The organism is Bacteroides sp. 224, from assembly GCF_010500995.1.
Taxonomy (GTDB): Bacteria; Bacteroidota; Bacteroidia; order Bacteroidales; family Bacteroidaceae; genus Bacteroides.
The window spans coordinates 14,128-37,074 of record NZ_QVMK01000005.1 but is presented as its reverse complement, the minus strand read 5'-3'; the positions used below and the strand labels follow the sequence as shown (position 1 = coordinate 37,074).

Annotated in this window: 19 protein-coding genes; all 19 read right to left on the bottom strand. The window is 36.2% G+C overall.

Going from position 1 to position 22,947, the window contains the following annotated elements; all coding sequences use genetic code 11:
- Positions 1 to 74: 74 nt before the first annotated feature.
- The 19 genes from D0T60_RS04860 to guaB all read right to left on the bottom strand — a co-directional run bounded on the left by D0T60_RS04860 (position 75) and on the right by guaB (position 22,935).
- Positions 75 to 1,808, bottom strand: a complete 1,734-nt coding sequence (locus D0T60_RS04860) for an O-antigen ligase family protein (protein WP_163217030.1) — start codon at positions 1,806 to 1,808, stop codon at positions 75 to 77.
- Positions 1,809 to 1,818: 10 nt separating this feature from the next.
- On the bottom strand, positions 1,819 to 3,516 hold the full coding sequence (locus D0T60_RS04855) for a BACON domain-containing protein (protein WP_163217029.1): 1,698 nt from the start codon (positions 3,514 to 3,516) through the stop codon (positions 1,819 to 1,821).
- 70 nt (positions 3,517 to 3,586) lie between these two features.
- Positions 3,587 to 4,051 carry a type II secretion system protein gene (locus tag D0T60_RS04850; RefSeq protein WP_163217028.1) on the bottom strand — a complete coding sequence of 155 codons (465 nt, stop codon included), beginning with the start codon at positions 4,049 to 4,051 and terminating at the stop codon, positions 3,587 to 3,589.
- Between the two features lie 66 nt (positions 4,052 to 4,117).
- A complete protein-coding gene (locus D0T60_RS04845) occupies positions 4,118 to 4,663 on the bottom strand; it encodes a DUF6705 family protein (RefSeq protein WP_163217027.1) in 546 nt (181 codons plus the stop codon).
- Positions 4,664 to 4,935: 272 nt separating this feature from the next.
- The gene (locus D0T60_RS04840; protein WP_163217026.1) at positions 4,936 to 5,394 is read right to left on the bottom strand and encodes a hypothetical protein; all 459 of its coding nucleotides are present in this window, start codon (positions 5,392 to 5,394) and stop codon (positions 4,936 to 4,938) included.
- Positions 5,395 to 5,474: 80 nt separating this feature from the next.
- Complete coding sequence (locus D0T60_RS04835; RefSeq protein ID WP_163217025.1) at positions 5,475 to 6,017, bottom strand: hypothetical protein; 543 nt, start codon at positions 6,015 to 6,017, stop codon at positions 5,475 to 5,477.
- A 287-nt stretch (positions 6,018 to 6,304) separates the two neighbouring features.
- On the bottom strand, positions 6,305 to 6,805 hold the full coding sequence (locus D0T60_RS04830; protein ID WP_163217024.1) for a hypothetical protein: 501 nt from the start codon (positions 6,803 to 6,805) through the stop codon (positions 6,305 to 6,307).
- A 23-nt stretch (positions 6,806 to 6,828) separates the two neighbouring features.
- Complete coding sequence (locus tag D0T60_RS04825) at positions 6,829 to 7,326, bottom strand: hypothetical protein (RefSeq protein WP_163217023.1); 498 nt, start codon at positions 7,324 to 7,326, stop codon at positions 6,829 to 6,831.
- Between the two features lie 201 nt (positions 7,327 to 7,527).
- Entirely contained in the window at positions 7,528 to 8,070 is a 543-nt protein-coding gene (locus tag D0T60_RS04820) for a hypothetical protein (RefSeq protein WP_163217022.1), read from the bottom strand.
- 14 nt (positions 8,071 to 8,084) lie between these two features.
- Entirely contained in the window at positions 8,085 to 9,998 is a 1,914-nt protein-coding gene (locus D0T60_RS04815) for a hypothetical protein (RefSeq protein WP_163217021.1), read from the bottom strand.
- A 60-nt stretch (positions 9,999 to 10,058) separates the two neighbouring features.
- Positions 10,059 to 12,005: a hypothetical protein gene (locus tag D0T60_RS04810; protein ID WP_163217020.1), complete on the bottom strand. Its 1,947-nt coding sequence runs from the start codon at positions 12,003 to 12,005 to the stop codon at positions 10,059 to 10,061.
- Positions 12,006 to 12,195: 190 nt separating this feature from the next.
- Positions 12,196 to 13,320: a porin gene (locus D0T60_RS04805; protein WP_163217019.1), complete on the bottom strand. Its 1,125-nt coding sequence runs from the start codon at positions 13,318 to 13,320 to the stop codon at positions 12,196 to 12,198.
- Positions 13,321 to 13,548: 228 nt separating this feature from the next.
- A complete protein-coding gene (gene mutL, locus D0T60_RS04800) occupies positions 13,549 to 15,420 on the bottom strand; it encodes a DNA mismatch repair endonuclease MutL (RefSeq protein WP_163217018.1) in 1,872 nt (623 codons plus the stop codon).
- 31 nt (positions 15,421 to 15,451) lie between these two features.
- Positions 15,452 to 15,748, bottom strand: coding sequence for a hypothetical protein (locus D0T60_RS04795; protein ID WP_163217017.1), 297 nt, complete (start codon positions 15,746 to 15,748; stop codon positions 15,452 to 15,454).
- 2 nt (positions 15,749 to 15,750) lie between these two features.
- Positions 15,751 to 17,553, bottom strand: a complete 1,803-nt coding sequence (locus D0T60_RS04790; protein ID WP_163217016.1) for an OstA-like protein — start codon at positions 17,551 to 17,553, stop codon at positions 15,751 to 15,753.
- Between the two features lie 24 nt (positions 17,554 to 17,577).
- Positions 17,578 to 18,954, bottom strand: coding sequence for a peptidylprolyl isomerase (locus D0T60_RS04785; protein ID WP_163217015.1), 1,377 nt, complete (start codon positions 18,952 to 18,954; stop codon positions 17,578 to 17,580).
- Positions 18,955 to 18,963: 9 nt separating this feature from the next.
- Positions 18,964 to 19,809 carry a peptidyl-prolyl cis-trans isomerase gene (locus D0T60_RS04780; protein ID WP_163217014.1) on the bottom strand — a complete coding sequence of 282 codons (846 nt, stop codon included), beginning with the start codon at positions 19,807 to 19,809 and terminating at the stop codon, positions 18,964 to 18,966.
- A 49-nt stretch (positions 19,810 to 19,858) separates the two neighbouring features.
- Positions 19,859 to 21,361, bottom strand: coding sequence for a peptidylprolyl isomerase (locus tag D0T60_RS04775; protein ID WP_163217013.1), 1,503 nt, complete (start codon positions 21,359 to 21,361; stop codon positions 19,859 to 19,861).
- 98 nt (positions 21,362 to 21,459) lie between these two features.
- The gene (gene guaB / locus D0T60_RS04770; protein ID WP_163217012.1) at positions 21,460 to 22,935 is read right to left on the bottom strand and encodes an IMP dehydrogenase; all 1,476 of its coding nucleotides are present in this window, start codon (positions 22,933 to 22,935) and stop codon (positions 21,460 to 21,462) included.
- Positions 22,936 to 22,947 lie beyond the last annotated feature (12 nt).

The window sequence follows — 22,947 nt, the reverse complement described above, 5'->3', positions numbered from 1 at the left end:
AACTTAATCCTCTGCGTTAATTTGCGTAACTCTGCGGTTCAATATAACTCAAAACATAACAAATTTTTTGGTATTCATTGGAGGCTGTTTAGAAATTCCTTCGCTTCTTTCTTGGCAAAGATAGCGATGGAGCCATACTGTTTGTATTTAGCATTTATAATGTAGTGGGCTTTCTGCGTAGCTTTATCAAGGAAGTTCATCTGCCGATAAAAAGAAAAGAGTCGATAATGCGGATTCACATAGCCGGGAGCCATCTCGGTAGCGAGCAGAAAGGCTTGTTCTGCTTTCACATAATCTCCTGTGTGATAATAACACTCTCCTAAGTCGCTGAGTAAGAAAGAAGAAGGTTGCAGCCGGGCAGCCTGTTCTAACAGAGGAAGTGCTTTATGATACTCTTTTTGATTAAAAAGAATTGCACTATAAAAAAGCATATAGTCTGCATTTAGATTGAATGCTTTAGTGGTTCTTTGGAAAACATCTTCATCGAAGTCTTTTTCTTTCAGTAAGAAGCTACGCATCTCCCGCCGCCCTTTTTCATACATAAAGAGTTTATTTAGCTGAAAGCCAATACCAATAATGGCAACAACAAGAATCACTCCCTTTATAAAGAGGGGTTTATCACTGGTATAAGCAACCTTAACACCAACTCGATTAACCAATATACCACCCAGTATTATAAAAACAAGCCTGATAGCCTGTACATCACTTGGATAACTGAATAACCCGAATATAAGCAACCCGATGAAAGCACAACTTATAATATCTGTACCGAGGTTAGAATAAGATCGAAATACAGGGCGTAATATAATACCGCAGAAGCTTAAAAAGAGCAATAAACCTATCAGCCCATCTTCGGCAGTTATTCGTATCAGTTCATTGAAAGCGTATTTCACATTACCAGCCAACAGTATTTCTCTTACATCGGAATGATTCTTCAGGTAATCTGCTTGATAGTGCATATAATGACGAGGAAAGGAGTGAGCACCCAATCCGGTAACAGGAGCTTCTTTGCACATTTCTAAAGAGGCTTTCCAGATTAAGATACGCCCATCAGCAGAATCTCGCCTTAAATAATATAAGAATACCAGCAGACAGAGCACCAAAAGTATAGAAGCCATTCTTATCTTTCCGGATACACCTTTTTTAAGCAACAATAATAAAACCCCTACTACCACAGCAAGCCATGCCGCACGCGAATTAGATAAGAAAAGCACACCCAAGAACAGCAATAAGCCTCCTCCATAAACAACCATTAAATGCATTTTCCTCTTTCCAACAAACTGTTTATAGAAAAGATAACCGCTCAAAAAGAATATAGGTACCAAGAAACCGGCCAAAGGACCCGGGTTGTGAAAGCTCCCTGTGAAATCAAAAAGAGAATGATTAGAGGCAATTACCCCCGTTAACTGTGCCAAGCAAATCAGTGCTTGCAGCACCCCGGAGAGAAACAGATAGTTTATTATTCTGTTAGTTTGCTTTTTATTCATATTCCGCACAGCTATGTAAATAAAAGCCAGATAGATGTCGGATAGTATATAGAATGGATCGGGCTCTTCGTTTCGGATCAATATTCGGATGCCTATCCATATTATATATAAGAATAGTATAATATCGGGAATAGTGACCTTTATCAGTTTATTAAATGGGATGGCAACCATGAATAAAAGACACATCAAGCCGAGAACTGTTATCTGCAAAGGGGTTGAGATAACAGGAAGGATGCTTTCTAATAAGGGGTAAATGCAGAGGGTTAGTCCGCAAAGGGTGAAAGCGAGGGGGTGGATATGGAGGGTGAAGGGGGTGTTCATGGAACGCTAACTAAAAATCAATCTCTTTCAATTCCGGATAAGAACTAAAATCAATTTTATGTTTGAGGTTAGATTTTTCAAAGTTTAATTTCCTCAATCGTTTTCCGGGAGGGGTGTTTTGTTGATTGGGGAGATATAAGTATTCTAAGATCCAAAAATCTTCTCTCCTTTTTACCCCATAATATGCTCGATGAGCACCGCATATTAACTCTTGCAGATTAAAACAATTAGTAAAATCTAATTTGCGAATAAAATTACTACTACAATCAACAGTTTCCAGTTCTCTGTTATTAGTAAGATCTAATTCTTTTAATCTATTTGAAGAGCATTTTAGATGCTTTAGATTAGGAACTCTACTAAGATCTAATTTCTCCAAATTATTAGATTGTACATCTAAAACAGTCAGCCCTTTTCCGGCTGGTGTATCAATATTATTGGGCAATAAGAGTTCCTTCAGATACATTTTATAACCATCCTCATAAACTACCCCTCGAATCAGTCCCTGCGTATAATATAGTCTTTCAAGGTTTGTATTTGCAGTAAGATCCAAATATGGAATATATGCATTAGAACAGTTTAGATATCTTAAAGATTCTAATGAGGATGTATTTAATTCAAATAAAAAATTGTCTTGACAATCCAAGTATGACAATGAAGCATTTTTACCAAATCTGATTTTCTTAATAGATGATTTATGACAAATCAACGTGTCGAGTTTTATGCAATCTCTCAAGTCCAAATATTCTATTTGATTCAGATGACAATTCAAATAAGTAAGGTTTACACAATCTTTTAGATCGAGATTCTTTAACTGCCGGTTTTGAGAACAGTCAACCCTTTTCAGTAGAGGGCATTTATAAAGTTCTAATGACTTATAATTATTTCTCTCACAATAAAGTTCTTCAAGTTTTGGCGTTTTGCATCCAAACTCAGGAAATATAATCAAACTTTCGGCTGATGATCTACTTTCATAGTCAAAGCAACTACGTTTTGTCGTTAACTTCCGAAGATTATAATTCCGGCTAATATCAATTGTATCAATCTTTGTATTTACACAATACAATTCTTCAAGTTCAGGACAATTACTAACATTTATCTGTTTTATTTTAGCATTGAAACAATGAACTTTCTTAATTTTTTGATTGTGAGATAAGTCTAATTTAAGCTCTGGTTCAGAAGAATAACTATTTCCGGATGAATAATAAAAAGTTTCAAGTTCTTTAAAGTACTCTAAACCTGCAAACGATTTGATATGAGCATATTTTCCAAGCTTAAGCTCTTTTACAGACGAAACATCTTTTACTCGTATCTTTTTTGCACTTGAAACAATACGATATATTGCCAAATCTTTTTTAAATACTTCACAAGTAAACTTAGAAGTAATATCTTGCCCTTCTTGAATGATGGTTATTTTTTTGCTTCCTTTTCTTCCTTTAAAAATTACAGTGCCTCTCCGTTCTTGATCATTATTGTTTTCTTCAACAGATATATAAAAGCAGTCTTTACATGTTTTTCCAGAAGTAACAGTTATCCATTCTTCGGAACATTTTACTTTTAATTTCCATTTATTACCAATATAAAAAGGAGACTCAATGGTTTGAGCGTATGTGGAAACGTTACAGGTTACTTCTTCTTGGGCATGAAGCTTTTGTTTTAATCCAAATAAGAAAATAATGCAGATTATTAGAGAGAGTTGGCGTTTTTTCATTGCTGTAGAGTTATGTTATATGAAAGCTATATAAATACGACTTACAAAAAAATAAGCCGTATTTCTTTTTTTACTGTGGAAACATCGTTGGTCTTGGTTTATGTTTCATATATGGAATTTTTTCAACCTCTTTTTCTTGAGATCGAGTCATGTTTTCTTTAAATGCACGAGCTATTCCATTACCTATTCCTATTATATAAAGAGTTCCTGTGTCTCCCCAAATTAGCACATCTACTGAATAATAGATATGCTCTTCTGAATTAGAAATATCATAAGGGAAGGCAACTTTATATATTACCCTACCTAATCGAACACCATATTCTTCATCTACCAATTCAGGGTCTTTTACCAACGATCTTGTTATTTTGGGGGTTCTGAATTCTCTATAATAATCTGGTGCATATTTTTTAATTGCATTTTTAGCAATTTCCACCAGTAAAACCTCGCGTTGCTCTTTCTTCATTTTTTCCAGATTTTGAGAAAAAGAAGAAATAGCAGCAATTAATACTATGGATAAAATTAATATTCTCTTCATAATTTACTCAATTTAGAAAAAGAGGCTATAAGGATAAGACTGTCTCTATCCTTATAACCCATTTAGTTACTCCTCTTCTTCCTCTTCTTCTCTTGTCATAATAGCACAACTGGGAACTGAAAACCCAATTGGTTTTATAGTAGGTCCAAGGTAGTCCCCTTCTGTTTCCCAGAGAATTCCTGCTTCTTCGTCTAATAGCCAAAAGAGAGTATCATTCCAATAGAAAGGCTGGATAATGCCTCCCGTGATCCCATTACCATTAAAGTGTTTTTTCTTTTGGTCGTAAAATTTTACAGCCAAATTATCTTCACCAGTATCTATTCCCCAAATATAGCCGTTAATTTCGGACGACCATAAGCTCAAATCCCAGCTATCAGGTATCTCTTTTATATAATCCTGCACTAATACACCTTTTACAGAGAGAGAATACCCTCCCAGAATGGTATTTTCATTTTTACCACCTTGGGTAATAGTTACTTGCTTTAGCTTGATTCTGAAAATAGTATCATTTATCTCGGCTTTCCATACACCTTCAAAATGTGTCAAATCTCTTTGAGAAAAAGCACAAGTTGTTATGAATGATAATAAGATTAAATAAAAAAATCGTTTCATTAGTTACTGTTTTTATTATCAATATTGCTTTTATTCAAAAGGCGACCAAGCTTTTTCTTTTTATTAGAACACTAAGAAGAATGTAATGCTATAAGGACAAGTCGCTAACCAGAAAATTTCCAAATATGGTTTGCATATTTTCAACAAGCAGAATCTTGTTTTTTGCTTTTAGCAATTTTCACTAATACAACATTACGTTTCTCTTGGCTCATCATCTTCAATTGTAATGTGTGACTTCCTTTACCTAATTAAAGAAAGCCACACATATATTTTTAGTCTCTAATCAGTTGACGTGGCTCACGTTTTATATAGGGAATGATTTCAATTTCTTCTTCCTGAGCTCGGGTGTTTTTTTCTTCAGGAAGATGTCGCCCCCCACTATTGCCTACTAAGATAACAAAAGCCCTTCCTGTATCTTCCCATATATAAACAGCTGCTGAAAAACCATAGTAGAAGAATTCGATAGATTCGTCATATGGGAAAATTACTTTATAACTAATTCTCCCGATTTTATATCCAGATTCTTTACTCTCTTGTTTATCAATGATATTCTTCTCTATTTTAGGCTTTCCATACTCTCGATAATAACCTGGTGCATATTTTTTAACTGCATTTTTAGCAATTTCCACCAGTAAAACATCGCGTTGTTCTTTCTTCATTTTTTCCAGATTTTGAGAAAAAGAAGAAATAGCAGCAATTAATACTATAGATAAAAATAATATTCTCTTCATAATTTATCTCAATTTAGAAAAAGAGACTATAAGGATAAGACTATCTCTATCCTTATAGCCTTACATTATTAATAGGAAGATTAGTCTTTGAATTCTGGTACTTGTTTAACTATAATTTTCTTATTACCTTCTGCATCATAAGCTACTGTTTCCTTCCTTACCATCTTAAGAGGAGGGCAACGCTTATATTCCATCACAGGATATTCCCCACTACGAGTAGAGGGAAGTTCTTCTATATCAATGTAACGACCAATTCCAAAAGTAATATCAAAAGGGTTACCTATATCCTCCCAAATAAAAACTTGAAAAGCAAATCCAGTTACAAAAAACTCCTTTGTTTCATCATAAGGATATTTGACTCTATAAAAGAAACGACCATTATTTTTTTCTTCAAATTCAGCAGAAAAAGATTCCCCTCCTGACACTTTATCTCCCACGAAAAAACGTTCAATGACTGGTTCTCCATATTCTCGGTAATATCCAGGACCATATTTAAAGACGGTTTCTTTAGATACCTTCTTTAAATACTCTTTTCGTTTTGAATCATTCATTTTCGCAAGATTCTGTGAAAAGGCAAAACTAGTAGCAATTAATACTATAGATAAAATTAATATTTTCTTCATAAACTACAAATTTTATTGAGGAGTTTCCCTACGATCAGGACCATATAAAAAAAATCATGTTCATCATCTATTCCATGAGTATGCTTTATACATAATCATAACCAATACCAAAAAATGCTTATATATTAGAATATCTCAATAGAAAAAAGACCCTCTATACAAAACCAAAACCTTGTAGAGATTTCAGTTAATGCAACTTTAATTCCTCCAACATGTTATTAATATGCCTTCGGAGATTTTATAAAATAGTCTTAGCTCCTCCAAAAAGAGCTAAGACCATACCCAATCTAATTTGCCACTGGTTCATTTTCCACCTTGAATTCACGATTGTTCTTTCGCCAGTCTTCTAAAGATTGGAAATGAACAATGCGTTTATCCTCTTGCTCTGTACTGCGGGTGGCAGGATCGTTATCGATTATCCAGCCATAACCATTGCCAAATGCAATAAGGAGAATCTGACCAGTATCTGCCCAAATCCAGACTTCAGCAGCACAATTAATGTCATATAAAGTTTCTACAGTTTTATCATACAAAATTTTCACATTATAGTATTTTCGCCCAATATTTTCTCCTTTTTCTGGAAATCCATTTTTAGATATATATTTTGTTTCTATTACTGGCTTCTTATGTTCTCTCCAGTATCCTGGCCCGTGTTTCATTATAACCTCTTTAGTCTTAGCAATTAAAACAGAGTTACGTTCTTTTGTTGGTAGTTGATCTAAATTCTGAGCATTCAAAAATATAATGATAAAACTTAAAGATATTGATAAAATAATTTTTCTTACCATAACCGTTTTTATTAATTTTTATTTTACTTATAAGCAGGTTCTCTTTCTTTGCCATAATGGAATACTTTAGCTGGATCACTGATTTCATGTCCTGCTTTCAATTTCCCATTTTCTCCCATATAATCATACACAACCCCTCCAATCGTAAAATCTTCATCTGTAGAAGGACCAACTGGTCTTGTTCTCTTCTTATCCGTACATTGATATGGTGGATGTGTATGAAACCATGCTACTACATACTTTCCAGGATGTGTGGCTTTTACTACAGAAGATGCAGCATTCACTTTTACTGTTTGTTTAGAAACCTCACAAAGATTCTCATAACTACCATAATCAATATCTGAAAAAGAATAGCGAGCTTCTTCTGAAGCTATATCATCGTGGGTAGAGAATAAATAGCAAAACCTGGATGAACAACCACTTTTCCCTATAGGGGTCAATCCCAAATCCGGCATATTTAAGATTCGCGTGGATTGCAGGGAATGATCATGTTCACATCCTTTACTCACACTTATCATCATGGGTACGTGTGCTTACAGAAGGGTGGACAAAAGCAAGTTGATTAAACTCAACAACGTCATTTTCGAGGGGTTTTCTTGGAGTTAGTATGTTTTTCATTATAGATAATTTGATGGTTCATAAATAGATAGGATACTATAAAGATAAAGTAACCTCTTATCCTTATAGCTCAAATCTATTTTCAATTAGGAATGTTCATTTAATCATTTATCAACTTCCAGAACTTGTCTAATCCTCCTTCCTTTTTTTCCCTCTTCATCATAATAATCTTCTTCAATATTAACGATTTTATATCGAGTACTTTGTTTGTATTCTATTACAGGATGCTCTCCACTACGGGTAGTGGGAAGTTCTTCTAGTTCAAGAAAAATTCCGTATCCAAAGGATACGTGAAAAGGTTTACCTGTATCCTCCCAAATAAAAACGCAGGCAGAATAATCCATTCTAAAATACTCTTTTGTTTTATCATATGGATATTTTACTCGATAAAAGAATCTCCCATTATGTTTTTCCTCAAAAGCAGCAGAGAAAGCTTGTCCTCCCCTTCTTCGTTCTCCAATATAGAATCTATCAACACTTGGTACATAATCTCTATAATACCCAGGTCCATATTTCAATATGGTTTCTTTGGCTGTTTTTAAGAGAAATCTGCTTCGTTTCTGCTCACTCATTTTTGCGAGGTTCTGTGAAACTGCAGGTAGTACTGTGCATGTAATCACAAATAAAAGAATAAATATTTTCTTCATACTAATTTGTTTTATTAAGGGGTTGGTCGAGATCCATAGCCATGACTAAAAAAATCTCTGGGGAGATTAATAGAATGAGCACTATTGATAAGTTCTGTATAATCATATCCAATACCCGGAAGTTCTGTATTCCTATCAAAATCAGATGCTCCTACTGCTCTTGTTTGCTTCGATTTTACATAAGTCAACGGAAAATGCGTATGACATGACCCAACATCCAAAACAGGATGATCTCCTGGGTCATAAGAAGTAGTGCTATATGAAAAGATAACATTTGCCGACAGTTGTTCATAATCTTGTGTAAATTCTATAGGATTACCAGCTATGTCGGGTCCACAAAAATATTGTCCTGTATTGGTGTTTAATCGAATAAGGCAACCATACTCCCTAACTTTATTAGGATTATCTTTTGCATAAGTTGTTGCCAAATTCCACAAATGTCCACTTAAATGATTTCTTATAGAAGCATTATTGTAGAAATTATCTCTGGAAGGATATCTTTCTTCTATTTCGAACTTATTAGATATATTCTTTAGTTCTTTTGAATTATTCATGCTTAAAGTTATTTTCGCATTCCAAACTCCAGGTGTTCTTGCTTTTCGTTCAATAGTGAAATATTCTAAATTTCCAACGTCTTTGGCTTTGACTGTTTCAGCTATATACCAATTGTTGGGATTATCTATACGAGCCATCTCCAATTGAATGAGATTTATTTCTTTAGTATTACCTAAAATCTCAACACTTATTGTGTAGGTTTGACAAACCTCAATCCATCTTTGCCAACAACTGATTCTAACAGCTAAAGGTATTTCGCATATACACAATGGACAATTCGACCCACTTCTTGTACTTGCCAAATATCCCCCACATGTTTCACATTGAGGTCCAGTGCAGTCATCTTCTTCTTTATCATCTTCGCTTCCACCTATGCTACCACCTATGTCGCCTCCAGCATACCAACAACTACCATAGCAATAAGAACTTCCACAGGATGAACAACCACTTGGAGTAGGGTAATCGTGATCATTATCTCCCCAATCAATAGGAGGAACCCATGTACCAGGTTTATCTCCTACTATCACTACTTCATCCAAAGAATGAACATCATGCACTATACATGGTTTCCCAAAATATTGGCAAACAGCACACGTTGGGTCCATTTCGCTGTCACCCGAATTACGAGTAGTAGTCAGCAATTTATTACGTAAGGTAAGCCCCAATCGCCTTGGCACATTTAATTTCTTTTCAAGAATCACTTGTGTAGGAATAGCTTGCAACCGTTGTTTCATATTCCCATTCTCATATTTGAATATATCTCCATATCTGCCATCCATTTCCGAGCAAAGTACCATGCCCGAGAAATTACTTCCGCCAAGATAACGAAATTCTTTGGGATCTGCATCTTTATTTGCTTCACATTCTGCTGTAGGAATCAAGGTTATTAAAAACATGTGAGTAGGGCTATCAGCATTTCTTTTAGCCATGATTAGCTTACGAGAAACATGGGTGCGGGTACGTTTTTTGTTCTTTTTCTTTCTGTACTCTGTCAGATCAGCCAATGTTTCTATATTGGCATCAACTGTAACTTCTACTATACTTACTCCATCTTTGCAATAAGATACTCCGTTTTTCCATACAGGAGTTAATCCTAAATCAGGCAAACTTCGGGTAATTTGCTGAGAATGATCATGCTCACAGCCTTCCTTACACTCTTCATTATGTGTATGAGTGTTTATCGAAGGATGACTAAATACAAGCTGATTAAATTCAGTAACATCATTTTCAAAATACCTCTGTGCATCTTCCACCGTTATATCCGGCTCCTCATGCACAGATATTTGCTCTTCTATAAATTTTTCTTCCCTCACACAGGAAAAGATGGATAGTAGAATTGCTGTGTTCAAAAAATAAATTAGTTTTTTCTTCATTAAACGTTTTTCCTTTCTTTTTTTAAATGATTAATACTATTTCTATATATGCTTTCCGGCTTACCACCAGACTTGCTTTCCTTTTTCATAAGTAAATATTCTATCCTGCTTCCCTCGGTCTATATTGCTTAATAAGAGTATGGCTTTATCAGGTACATTGTCATATATCAAAGTTTCACTTACAGCTTCTTGTATACCCAAAGAAAACCACTGACCATTTTCCCAATATTTCAATTCATAAAAATCGCCTAAATGCATGGCATTATCATCACTACGAGGCACGCATACCACCTTTCCTATAGTAGTGGGCTCACCAAAATCGAAACCTACCCAGCCGCCTGAAGGAAGCGATAGATTAGTTAACCAATTTCCATCAAAGCCTTTCTTTATATTGTTCAACATATTTTCATTGGTGATATCTGCGGAGCAAATAAATGTTCCCTCTAAAAGCTCACTATCTATTGTAAGAAACTGAAGTTCAGCGAAATTGCAATTAAAATAAGGCAGAGTAGATTTATATCTCCAATACCTATAAGGAGTTTTTTCTTTAACATGAATGGGAATAGGATAAAAAATACTGTCTATAGCATAGATTACTTCGTAAGTTGCAAAGTCCTTATCATTAGATGCTTGTATTTGCCCTCCTTTCATTTTATACTCCATTACGGCTGTATTAAAATCTTTCGGGAATTTACGAGTCAGAGATATTTCTTTGATATGAGAAGTATCAGGTATACAATATTCAATTACTCCTGTTTTTCTGATAATAAATGGATGAGAAATGGGTACCAACTTCTCACCTTCGGTTCCTAAAACGATGTAGGCTGCATCTCTTCCTATATTCTGAAAATGGGCACTACCTTTGCTCAAGACTCCAAAATCAATAGCCCGCCAATCTTTATTATTAAAGATACCTAAATGAACATATCTCTTATCTGTTAGTTTTATAGAGCGATTGATAGGGATAGATATATTTTCTACTGCTACATATTCAGACGTCACATCCTTTTGAAACTTGGTAATATGCGGCATCCGGTAATGAGACTGTTGTATGTAATCTTCCAACTCCGGATTGGCAGAATATGTATACCTCATTACCTTGGGCATTTGTCTGGCTTTTAATAGTGGTTCACCCAGATTTCCTTCCAAATTCCAGATAAAAGGTTCATACTTTCCGTTGTCTGATAAAATGGTGTGCCATTCGTGTCCACTTGAGCCTCTTCCCCATTGTGGTACATAGTCCAGAGCAGTGGGTACTCCATTGCTACGCATCACAGTAGTAGCAAGTATAGAATAATCCATACAACTCCCAAAAGGCATACGATGTATAGTTTGAGCATCACGCAAACGGATTCCCGTGTAGTCTCTTACCAAATTTTGGTGTTGGTTGACGGCTACTCTTAAATCCTTATTGATATCTGAAGCTATTTGTTGAGTGGAATTACTGACTTCATCATTATAAGGCATATCTTTCGAAAGACCTAAATATCTTCCATTGAATGCCTCTCTCCAACCATCCATTTCTTGCAATTCCACACATTTATAAGGTAGCAAGTATTCGCAAAACTGTTCAAAGTTTAAATGGTAAGCCCAAGGTTTTTCCCAAGCCTCAAATGCTCTTTCTATATTTTCAATCAGAAAATCGGCAGTAACTATCTGTATATCTTCTATACTATCTACCTGATTATATTGTTCGGAAAGCTTTGTGAGAGCCGCTTTGCTCTCTTGTACACCTCGGTTTGCATTTATTATTTGGATAGCTTCCTTATAGAATTCTTTGATTATTACCGAATCATAAGAATAGTGTCCGGGCATATTTTCAATCAAAAACACAGCCGATCGGTATTTAAGACTGTCTTTTTCATCTATAGAATAATGATTTAGTACTTTTTCTAACTCAAGACGATTAGAACCAGCTAACGTTAAAACCTCGCCCAGGCTGCTTCTTTCAGCATTACAGGCTATTAAAATAAGATACAGGAAAATGGAATAAAACAAATGCTTCATAGTATGTAATTTCTTTTTCTCCGCAAGATAAATATTTATTCTCTATCTGCAAAGAATAATTAAAATTACATTTAAACATTTATTTCTCCCACTAAAGAAGCACAAATAATCAAACAACACAATCCATTGAAAGCCAATAGGTTGTTCACTTTATTTTGTACTCAATTCAATTCACCATCAATAGAAGCTATCAAAATTTATACTGCAACCTAAGTGTAAAAACATCATCATTCACATTCCGACTATACACATCTTCCATCCAATCATTTTTTATTTTTTCATTGGATGTCATCTCATAATACGCAGTCATCCGCAGATTCGGATTTATACGAAACAGCCACCCTAAGCCTACAGTTGTATACGAGACATCTCCTATTGTAAGGCATCCATCTTTAGAGAGCTTTGTATTAGGATCATAACCATCTAACTTAGCTACTAATGAATGCTTACTTTTTCCTATATCCTGCACTAACTGAATATAATATCCACTAAAATTACGAGAATAAATATCCGTGGTTATGGCTCCTGTTGGACTCTTGCTACCATTTTTGCTTCCCGGCTGAGTACCCCAAAGATACTCACCTCGCAAGTTGGTTGTTCCAAGAATCGATGATAAGGTATATTGAGCATCAAAGCCAAAGTAATGGCGATTGGCATAGTCGCCAAGAGATAAGCTGTTATCTTCCAAGAATTCCTTGTTTCGAAGTTTATAAGCTTTCTGTCCTTCGACTCCTGCTAAACGAACACCTCCGTAATATAGAGAAGCCCCCAAGGCAAAACTCATGTTTTTATATTGCTTCCGATAGGCTAAATGTCCAATGAAATCTTTCCCTGAATCTGTTTCTTTAGCCTGACCGCCATTGCCGGCAAAGACGCCTGCATTCAATGTAAAATCTTTCAAGAATGATCCTTCAAGACCTCTCAGTACTATTTCAGCACCTAAATCGCGTTCCTTAGGAAAGAGTGTTTGGAATATGCGACTTCTTTCGGGAGATTCACGACGGGAAGAGGAATAACTAATCTCAGCCCCAAAAGGACGATCGAAAATACCTGCGCGAAAAGCCAACCAGCCTATTTCGGGTATTTTACCTTTTAAGTATGCGTCTTTAATATCAACCCCCTCTTCGGTTACATCTATTTGCATGACTGCCTCTCCATACTTATTACTATAAGCGGCTTTAAGCCTGCCCCTACGCACAGAGAACTTATTCTGATCGCCCGACTCTATACCCGATTCATCCCATACCCATTGAGCTTGTACATAGCCTGATATCTTTAGGTCGCCTTCCTGCGAATTGGCTACGAGACAACTCATACACACAAATGCTAACAGAAATATTTTCCTCATTTTTTCAAAACTTTCTTATTACAACGCAAAAATAGACTCTTTACGTTAATATAATGTTCCGTTTCTGTTATAATATGATGTAGTTTAGGTTACAATTGGGTTACAAATTTACCCCCACAAAGAACGCAGAGTTTTTTATTTCTCTGCGTTCTTTGTGGGGGAATCTATTTTATTAAGTAAAGATCGTTAAATTGTTTACCTGAAAAGTCTTTCTATTTCTTCTTCTTTTATAGTGCTTAACACGATTTGCCCATCGGGAGTATAATTAGGCATTGGACAAGCAAAAAGATTATCTACCAAACGACTCATTTCTTCATCGCTAAGTACTTGTCCGTAAACAATGGCAGCTGCGCGGGCAAGGGTTAACGCCAACATATTTTGTACTTCTTCTCTTACATCTTTTCCTTTTTCTATAGCTGTATATACCATGTTTCGTACAAGTTCTACAGAATTTAACCCTTCAATTCCGGACGGTATACCATTTATTGCATAACTTCCCCCACCCAAGTCGCTCAAATCAAAGCCAATAGCTGCCAAGTCTTCCTGAATTTCCTGTAGAACAGCAGCTTCCGAAGGAGGCAATTGCAATATCTCCGGGAAAAGCAAACCTTGTGATATACCTTGACGCTGTTTCACTTGGGTTATATATTGATCAAACAATACGCGAATATGCGCACGATGCTGATCAATTAACATCAGTCCGGATTTAACCGATGTCAGAATATAGCGCCCTTTATATTGTAAATGCTGTGAACCTTTTTCGATGACCTGATTATTACCATATAAATTATCAGCAACAGGAATAGTTGCAGGTGTTTGTTCTTCCTCAAAATAATCACTATCTCCTGAATCTTCATCAGACAAAGAAGGCAAATGGGTTGCCTGTTCCCTTTCTAATCCGTTATATAATCCTTCCCATTCTACTTTGGGGCGGGAATAGCTACCACCACCTCCACTTGTTTTAAAAGGATTAAAACCCGAATCTATATGTACTTTAGGAGGTTCGATTGGTCTGGTTTGATCAAAAGCCGGAATATCCGGCATTCCTTCTGTATCGAAGTCTATAGAAGGAACGGCATTAAATTTCCCTAACGCTTCTTTAACGGCAGCCGAAAGAATTTGCCAAATCGCCTGTTCGTTTTCGAACTTAATCTCTGTTTTTGTGGGATGTATGTTTACATCAATATTAGCAGGATCTACCTCAAAATAAATAAAATAAGAAACTTGCTCGCCGGTTGGAATCAAATGCTCGTATGCATCTGTTATCGCCTTATGAAAGTAAGGGTGACGCATATATCTGCTATTTACAAAAAAGTATTGATGAGCACCTTTCTTACGAGCCGTTTCCGGTTTAGCCACAAAGCCCGAAACCTTTATCATTGTTGTATCTACATCTACAGAAAGCAGTTGTTGATTCAACTTCTTACCGAAAATAGCTACAATGCGCTGACGCAAAGAAGATACCGGTAGGTTGAATAACTCCGAATCATTACTGTGCAATGTAAAAGCAACCTCAGGATGTACCAAAGCTATCCGTTCAAATTCAGTCAGGATATTGCTAAGCTCAGTTGCATTCGATTTCAGAAACTTTCTTCTGGCAGGTATATTAAAAAAGAGGTTTTTTATAGAGAAGTTACTTCCTTTAGAGCAAGATACAGCTTCTTGAGTTTCTACTTTCGAACCGGCAATCGTAATCAGAGTTCCTAACTCTTCGCCTTCTTGCCGCGTTTTCAATTCAACCTGCGCCACTGCCGCAATAGATGCCAAAGCTTCTCCACGGAACCCCATAGTGGTAAGTGCAAATAAATCAGATGCAGTACGTATTTTGGATGTTGCATGTCTTTCAAAAGAAAGTCTGGCATCAGTTCCCGACATTCCTTTTCCATCATCAATCACCTGAATACAGGTACGTCCGGCATCCGTTACCAATACATGTATATTTTGAGCACCGGCATCTATCGCATTTTCCACTAATTCTTTAATAACAGATGCGGGACGTTGAATAACCTCTCCGGCCGCTATTTGATTGGCTACCGAATCCGGTAACAAATGAATAATATCACTCATGAATTATGTTGCTAATTTAGGCTTCCCTCAATTAAAAACTCCAACTTCCGGTTAGAAAGTAACGCCAAAGAAAAATAAGTAAAGCAATAATCACAAGTATAACGCCCATGTGTACAGGTTTGCGTTTACTCTGCTTTCTACGCTTTAAATGAGTAGTGCCTTCAATAAATTTACCCCTGATATCTTCCGGATTGAATTCTTTTTCCGGCAGCATACCTAAATCACGCTTAGCACTCTCTTCCATCTTGGCCAGCCTTTCTTTTCTTTCATCGTAGTATATATACTGATGATTGAAACCACGCGGTTTTCTTATATTGAACATTCCCATAGTTATTCTCCTATATTTATTGAGTCATTAGGAACAGTTTCCTCTATGATACCCGGATTCTCTATTTTCCTTTTTAAATTGGGTTTTACCAAATCACGCGAAGGACCGACAGCCTTTTTTTGCACAGTCTTCGTCAGTTTCTCTTTCTTTCCTCTCCAAACAAAAATATCATCTTTATTGAGGGGGCGAATATAATCAAACCAAGCAAAATTAGAAAGTTTCAGTTTATCAGATGGTATCTGGTTCATTGGGTATAATGTTCCATTGGATTTGGGACTCATCTTCATTTTTTCCATTTTACGATCTTTCAAATATAAATTCAGTAAACTGGTTTCCGAACGATTTAACCCAATGCTACCACCATCATTTTCTTCCGGATAATAGGCTACCATTACATTTCCTATAACATCTACCTGGCGTATTTCGCCACTGATGAAATATGCTTTTATTTCCTTACCGGCTATTTGATTGTATGATATGGAATCTTTCATCTCTACAGTCAATGCCTGATTGATGATATGAGCCCAATCTATGGTGCTATCATTCATATACACCTTGATTTCTTCGCCCAATAGCTGTTGTGCTTCATTCCAAACAATGGGATCCGAATACATGGTTAAACAAGAATCATTTGAGTTATAGACAATCGAATCACAAACTCCTTGCAAATCCGTACGATAGATACGCACTTTATAATATCCACGCATTTCGCGATACATAGAATCTGTGTCCATATTGAATGTCAGTAGCTTCAAAGTATCTGCATGCATGTAAAGACTGTCTCCCTGAGAATAATCAATAGCAACGGCTCGTTTTGTAGCCATTGCATAGCCCGTCAATTCATTGTAAAAACAATAATTTCCGGTCAGCATATTCTTGTTTATCGTATCGTTCATGACTACATTATCAAAAGCTTCTCCATAACCTTTATTACGATCATAATAAAGACTGTCTCCGGTCATCTTTTTACCTTGATTAGTCAAAACAGAACGGTCCAACAATTCTGCTATATTATTGGTTGTATCATAGAATCCTCTTACTGAGTAAATATGATTGCTATCGCTTACAATATTTGAAGGACCCAATATAGTTGCCACCTTTGATAGTGTACTATATTTCAGTGTGTCGGAAGTTAAAACAAAACGAGGGTTTACCAATTCAACATCATGATTAAACACTGCGATTTTAGTAGAAGGGCTGTATTCTCCCCAATCGGAAGTCAATACATTTTCTTCGTCAGTCAACATTCCTCCTTCAAAATAGTAACCAAAATCATACAGGCGGTCATAGTTCAAGCTATCTGTAAGTAGTGTTGTATTACGATTAATCATTTTTACGTTATTACGCAGCATTGCAATCTGCGTCATTCCATCATAATACAAATAATCTCCATAGATAAACAAGGTGTCTCCTTGCTCCATGCGTACATTACTGAAAGCTTCTACAGAGTTGCTACTTTCAAAGATCAATGCACTGTCACAATACATATACATGCTATCATGCCGTAACCTAACCGAACCTACAAGTACTTGTACATCCGGACGATTATTTTTATCGGCATACCCCACATCAGCATGAAGCAGGTCTACTCTTGTTTTCTTTTTCTCTGGTCTCTCGCCGGTTCGAGCATTACTCCTATCTTGTGGCTGCACAGAGTCAGCTAAAAGGGAATTTCCTGCCGTCGGCTTATACGTACCCATCGGTTTAACCTGTGCTATCAGCACCAAGCCAAACAGGCACAGAACTCCCAAAAAGAGAATTCGGTGCCCGCTTTGAGTATGATTACTTTTTTCTTTTTTCAGCATAAAAATTAGAATACTTAAACGCTATCATTCTTTAGTCCAACCCGGATATTTGAATTTACAGTTTCTCCAGTTTTCATTTATGCGAACATATGTGCGTTTTTGTTTATCTACAATCCATTTCTCCAAAAGCTCTCCCTGACGTTTCTCTACCACAATCTCTTTCAATCGCTGATAATCTTCCGACATGGTTGCTTTATGTCCATTAATTCTGCTTTTCAGTTTAATAATGGCACATACTTCTTTACCATCTTTTTCGTTCACCATAGTAAAGGCTTTGGATATTTCACCTACGTTCATTCTCTCTACTACTTTACCAATTTCTTGAGGGAGTTCCTGCATTTCGAAACGAGAAGTACCTGCATTCATTCCATCTCGTTGGTTTTGCATGAGTCCATGGTTATTACGTGTATCCTTATCTTGAGAAATAACGGCAGTTGCATCTTCAAAAGCAAACTTATTATTACGAATATCATCTGCTATGGAATCTAACCTGTTGTTAGCCTCAGTTAACTCTTTCTCTGAAACTTTTGGTTTCGCCAAAATATGCCGGGTATTAATACGGTCACCACGCTTTTCGATCAACTGTATTATATGAAAACCATATTCCGATTCTACAATTTTCGATACCTTCGCAGGATCTTGCAGGTTAAAAGCTACATTCGCATATTCGGGAACAACCTCTCCTCTTCCTTTAAATCCGATTTCTCCTCCTCTCAAAGCACTCATTCTATCTTCGGAATAAAGACGTGCCAAAGTAGAGAATTCGATTTCTCCTTTATTCACACGATCTGTATACTCACGCAATTGGCTCTTCACTGCTTCTATCTCTTCAACAGGTATTTTTGGTTGCAAAGTAATAATCTGAACTTCTACCTGAGTAGGTATATAAGGGATACTATCAGCCGGAAGGTCTTTAAAATGACGACGCACTTCTGCCGGAGTTACCTTTACGTCTCCTACCAATTTTTGCTGCATCCTCTGAATAGTGAGTCCAACACGTGCGTTCTCGCGCATGGTTTCACGAATCTGAGTATATGATTTATTAAAGTACTCTTCCATCTTCTCGCGAGTTCCTATCATCTGAATATACTGATTAGTCATATATTCAACGCGTTGAATTACTTCAGCTTCAGGCACTTCAATACTATCTAACACAGCCTGATGCAAATAAAGTTTCTGTATAGCAAGTTCTTCCGGTATCACACAATAAGGTTCACCATCAATACGACGTCCCTGATACTGTGCATCCAGGCGAGTTTCTTCTACCTCCGATTTAAAAATGGCTTCGTCGCCAACTACCCAGACAACTTCATCTATCACATTATCTTGCCCATATACGGTAATTGCACAAGCTATCATAGCCAGTAGGACAGCAAGTTTAAAGTTCACAAACTTATTCATTCTCTATGCTTAATAATTATATTTAATCTTATTTCCTTTTAATGCTTCTTTATACAGGTCACTTTTCATATCCTTTATAAAATTAACCCGCTTCATGTTTGTTATTATCTCAATGACTGACGGACGAGCAAAATCGTATGGTTTCTCATCTCCTACTCCCAAGTAATCAGTAACATTCAAAAAATAATAAGAAACAGTGTCTTGCAATTCTATATGTCTATGTTTTGCAACATAATCTTCCTGGTTTACTTCTTTCAGGGGCATTTTTCCAAGCACCTCGGAAAGAGTAATCCACTTATCATAAAAATAGTCGTAGCTCAATGCATGTTGCAAACTATATTTCTCTAAATACTCTATTGCTTCCTGCGTTTCCGTCTTATACCATTTACGTACATCGTTCATATTAGGGGCTGCCAGAGGTACTCTTATAAAAAGGCCTTTTACCAAAGGACGCTCCAAAATAAACAATCGCTTATTATTCTCATAAAATTCGGTCAATTCTCTTTCCGGAATTTCCGATGATAGTCTTTGGCTGATTAATTCTTGTTGATAAGTATGTATGATCAATGTTTTGCGATAGCTCTCCACCAGCTTGTCAACCTCTTCACTATTTGGAATATTGGTTTTAGCTACATTATATAGCAATATATCTTCTACCCAATTGCGAATATAGTTTTCTGCAAATAGCAGACTGTCATCTTTTGAAAGACCCACAGGAAGAACTTTCTGTAAATCATCTTTATACAGGAATTCACCATTTACTTCCACTAGAAGGTTCTCTTCCATCGAGTTACGGTTGCCATTACACGACACACAAAGCAAGAAAAAAAACAATAGGAGACCGGTTAATCTCATTGTATACTATGATTATGCTTGTTTAAGGTTACGAAGATAATGTAATATCTTATTTCTTCAAATTATTATTAACTGTTTTTAAAACCTCTTGGTTAATTTCAACCTTATTGCCAGCATGTAAACGAGTTATCCAAAGAGATTCTAAAAAATTCTGATAATCAATTATTAACAGGTCTAGCACTTCTTCATACCGTACCGGTTTCTTTGTTTTTTTCCCGACTACAGTAGTGTAAGGAAAGTCTTTCAAAAAGATATACTCTCCTTTTTTAAATATAAATTTATCGATATATGGATCATCACCTTCGGCAAAAAGCCCTTGTTTCATTTGTATGATCGGCTTTTCACGATCTGCATTAAATTGTTTATTGATAATTTCCTCCCACTTCTCATTCGGCTGTTTCTTTATGAGTTTCTTGGCTCTACGGGCTATTTCTTCATCTACGCATTGTAAAACGATTCCTCTATATCGAGGTTTCTTCCAGGAATATTTTTTCTTATGTGTATCGAAGTAAATTCTTAAACCTGTATTATCATTCGATTGAGATATTATTTCTTTATTAGTTATCTCTTTCAGAAGAATGCTATCTCTGGTTACCTGAAAAGTTCTTTTATAAGGTAAAGAATGAGGGGTTAAAATATCGCTTTCATAATCAAGCAAAGATTTCAACACAAAATCGTCTAATAAATCTTTCGGCTTTTTAAACTTTCTATTGGCAAATGTGGCAAAGTCTGTTCCCGTATACTCTTTCCCTCCCAAATAAAATAAAGGTTTATTTGTTCTTGACAGTTTAAGTAATTCGGCCATACCTTCATCGTTAGCTCTATAATCGAAAGAGTTTTTCAATGATGCTATTAATTGAGCATTGCTTTTTCCTCTGGCTATTTTATTTCCGGTTTCCACGTATTCTTTCGCCAGCAGTTTCACTATGTAAACCCCATTATGAGATAAAAAAGGTTTGGATATTTCTCCTTGCTTTAAAGAAAATACAACTCCTGCAAATTCTTCCGTCATCTGTAAAGCATTCAACCGGAGGGAGCTCTTATCATCAGAATACTTTTCAACATACTGCCTGAAGTTGGCAGCAGATTGATTATTTATCATATAATAAAGAGAATCTATCAATCTTATAGTTTCATTCTGCTTACTAACTGAAATGGACTGGGGTAAGTGTTTATAGATATATTCAACATGTACTACCTCCAGTTTCCTTAAAGGAGTTTTAGGCATTTCTGAAACAACTCTTTCTATGGATGAGTGTTTTTTCAACAATGCTTGTTTCAGTTCAATCAGTTTATTACAAACATTTGCTTCTTTATCTATTTGTAATTTTTCGGCTTCATCTATCTTCAACTTATTATTAACAAAGGTTTCTAAAGCATGTTTTACCTGTGCAGCATTACTTTTTGCAGGAAGATTGTTTTCACAAAAAGAAATAAATTCCGAACACAAAATCCCCTTTCCGTTAATTCGAACCAATACAGAATCGTCACTCTGAGCACATATATAATGAGTCAACAGAGAAAAAACAGCTATCCAAATGCTTCTTTTCATTTTTATAATAATATCCAATAAAGGTATATAAAACAAATAAAGGTGCAAATATATTCACATATTTACACCTTACATTTTATTTTATTTATTCTTAAGCCTTATTGAGGACGGCTATAGTTGGGAGATTCACTGGTAATAGTTACATCATGAGGATGACTTTCCATTACTCCGGCATTCGTAATGCGAGTAAATTTAGCTTCATGCAATCTTACAATATCAGGAGCTCCGCAATATCCCATACCTGCACGTAAACCACCTGTTAGCTGATAAATCACTTCATACAGTGTTCCTTTATATGGAACACGGGCAGCAATACCTTCGGGAACAAGTTTCTTCACATCCGCTTCTCCACTTTGGAAATAACGATCTTTAGAACCATTTTCCATCGCTTCCAAAGAGCCCATTCCACGGTATGACTTAAACTTACGTCCGTTGAATATAATTGTTTCGCCCGGGCTTTCTTCTGTACCGGCTACCAAAGAACCAATCATTACAGAATATCCTCCTGCGGCTAAAGCTTTCACTACATCGCCTGAGTAGCGTAGTCCACCATCAGCAATCAATGGAATTCCTGTGCCTCTCAAAGCTTTCGAAACATCATATACTGCAGAAAGCTGAGGAACTCCCACACCGGCAACCACACGAGTTGTACAGATAGATCCGGGGCCGATTCCAACTTTCACGCCATCGGCACCTGCTTCTACCAAAGCTTTAGCAGCTTCTCCTGTAGCAATATTACCAACAACAATATCAATATCGGTAAAACGTTTCTTTGCTTCTTTCAGTTTCTCAATTACAGAAGCAGAGTGTCCGTGAGCTGTATCTATAACGATAGCATCTACACCGGCATCAACTAAAGCTTGCATACGTTCTATGGTATCCGCAGTAACTCCAACACCTGCTGCTACACGCAAACGTCCTTTGGCATCTTTACAAGCCATCGGCTTATCTTTAGCTTTAGTTATATCTTTATAGGTAACTAACCCGATAAGTTTGCCTTCTTTATCGACAACAGGTAGTTTTTCGATTTTATGTTTTTGTAGAATATCAGCGGCTGCTTCAAGATCTGTCGATTGATTTGTAGTAACCAGATTATTCTTGGTCATCACTTCATCAATACGTTTGTTCATATCTCTTTCAAAACGAAGGTCACGGTTTGTAACAATACCAACCAACATTCTGTTATCATCTACCACCGGGATACCACCTATTTTATATTCAGCCATCAAAGCCAAAGCATCACGTACTGTAGATCCTTGTTTAATAGTTACAGGGTCATAGATCATTCCATTTTCAGCACGCTTCACAATAGCTACTTGCTTAGCCTGCTCTTGAATGGACATATTTTTATGAATAACACCGATACCTCCCTCTCTGGCTATTGCAATAGCCATTTTGGCTTCCGTTACAGTATCCATAGCGGCTGTAACGAAAGGTATTTTTAACTCGATGTTTTTAGAAAACTTTGTCGTAAGATCGACAGTACGGGGCAAAACTTCAGAATAGGCAGGGATCAACAGAACGTCATCGTAAGTTAACCCGTCCATTACAATTTTATCAGCAATAAATGACATATAATTATGCGT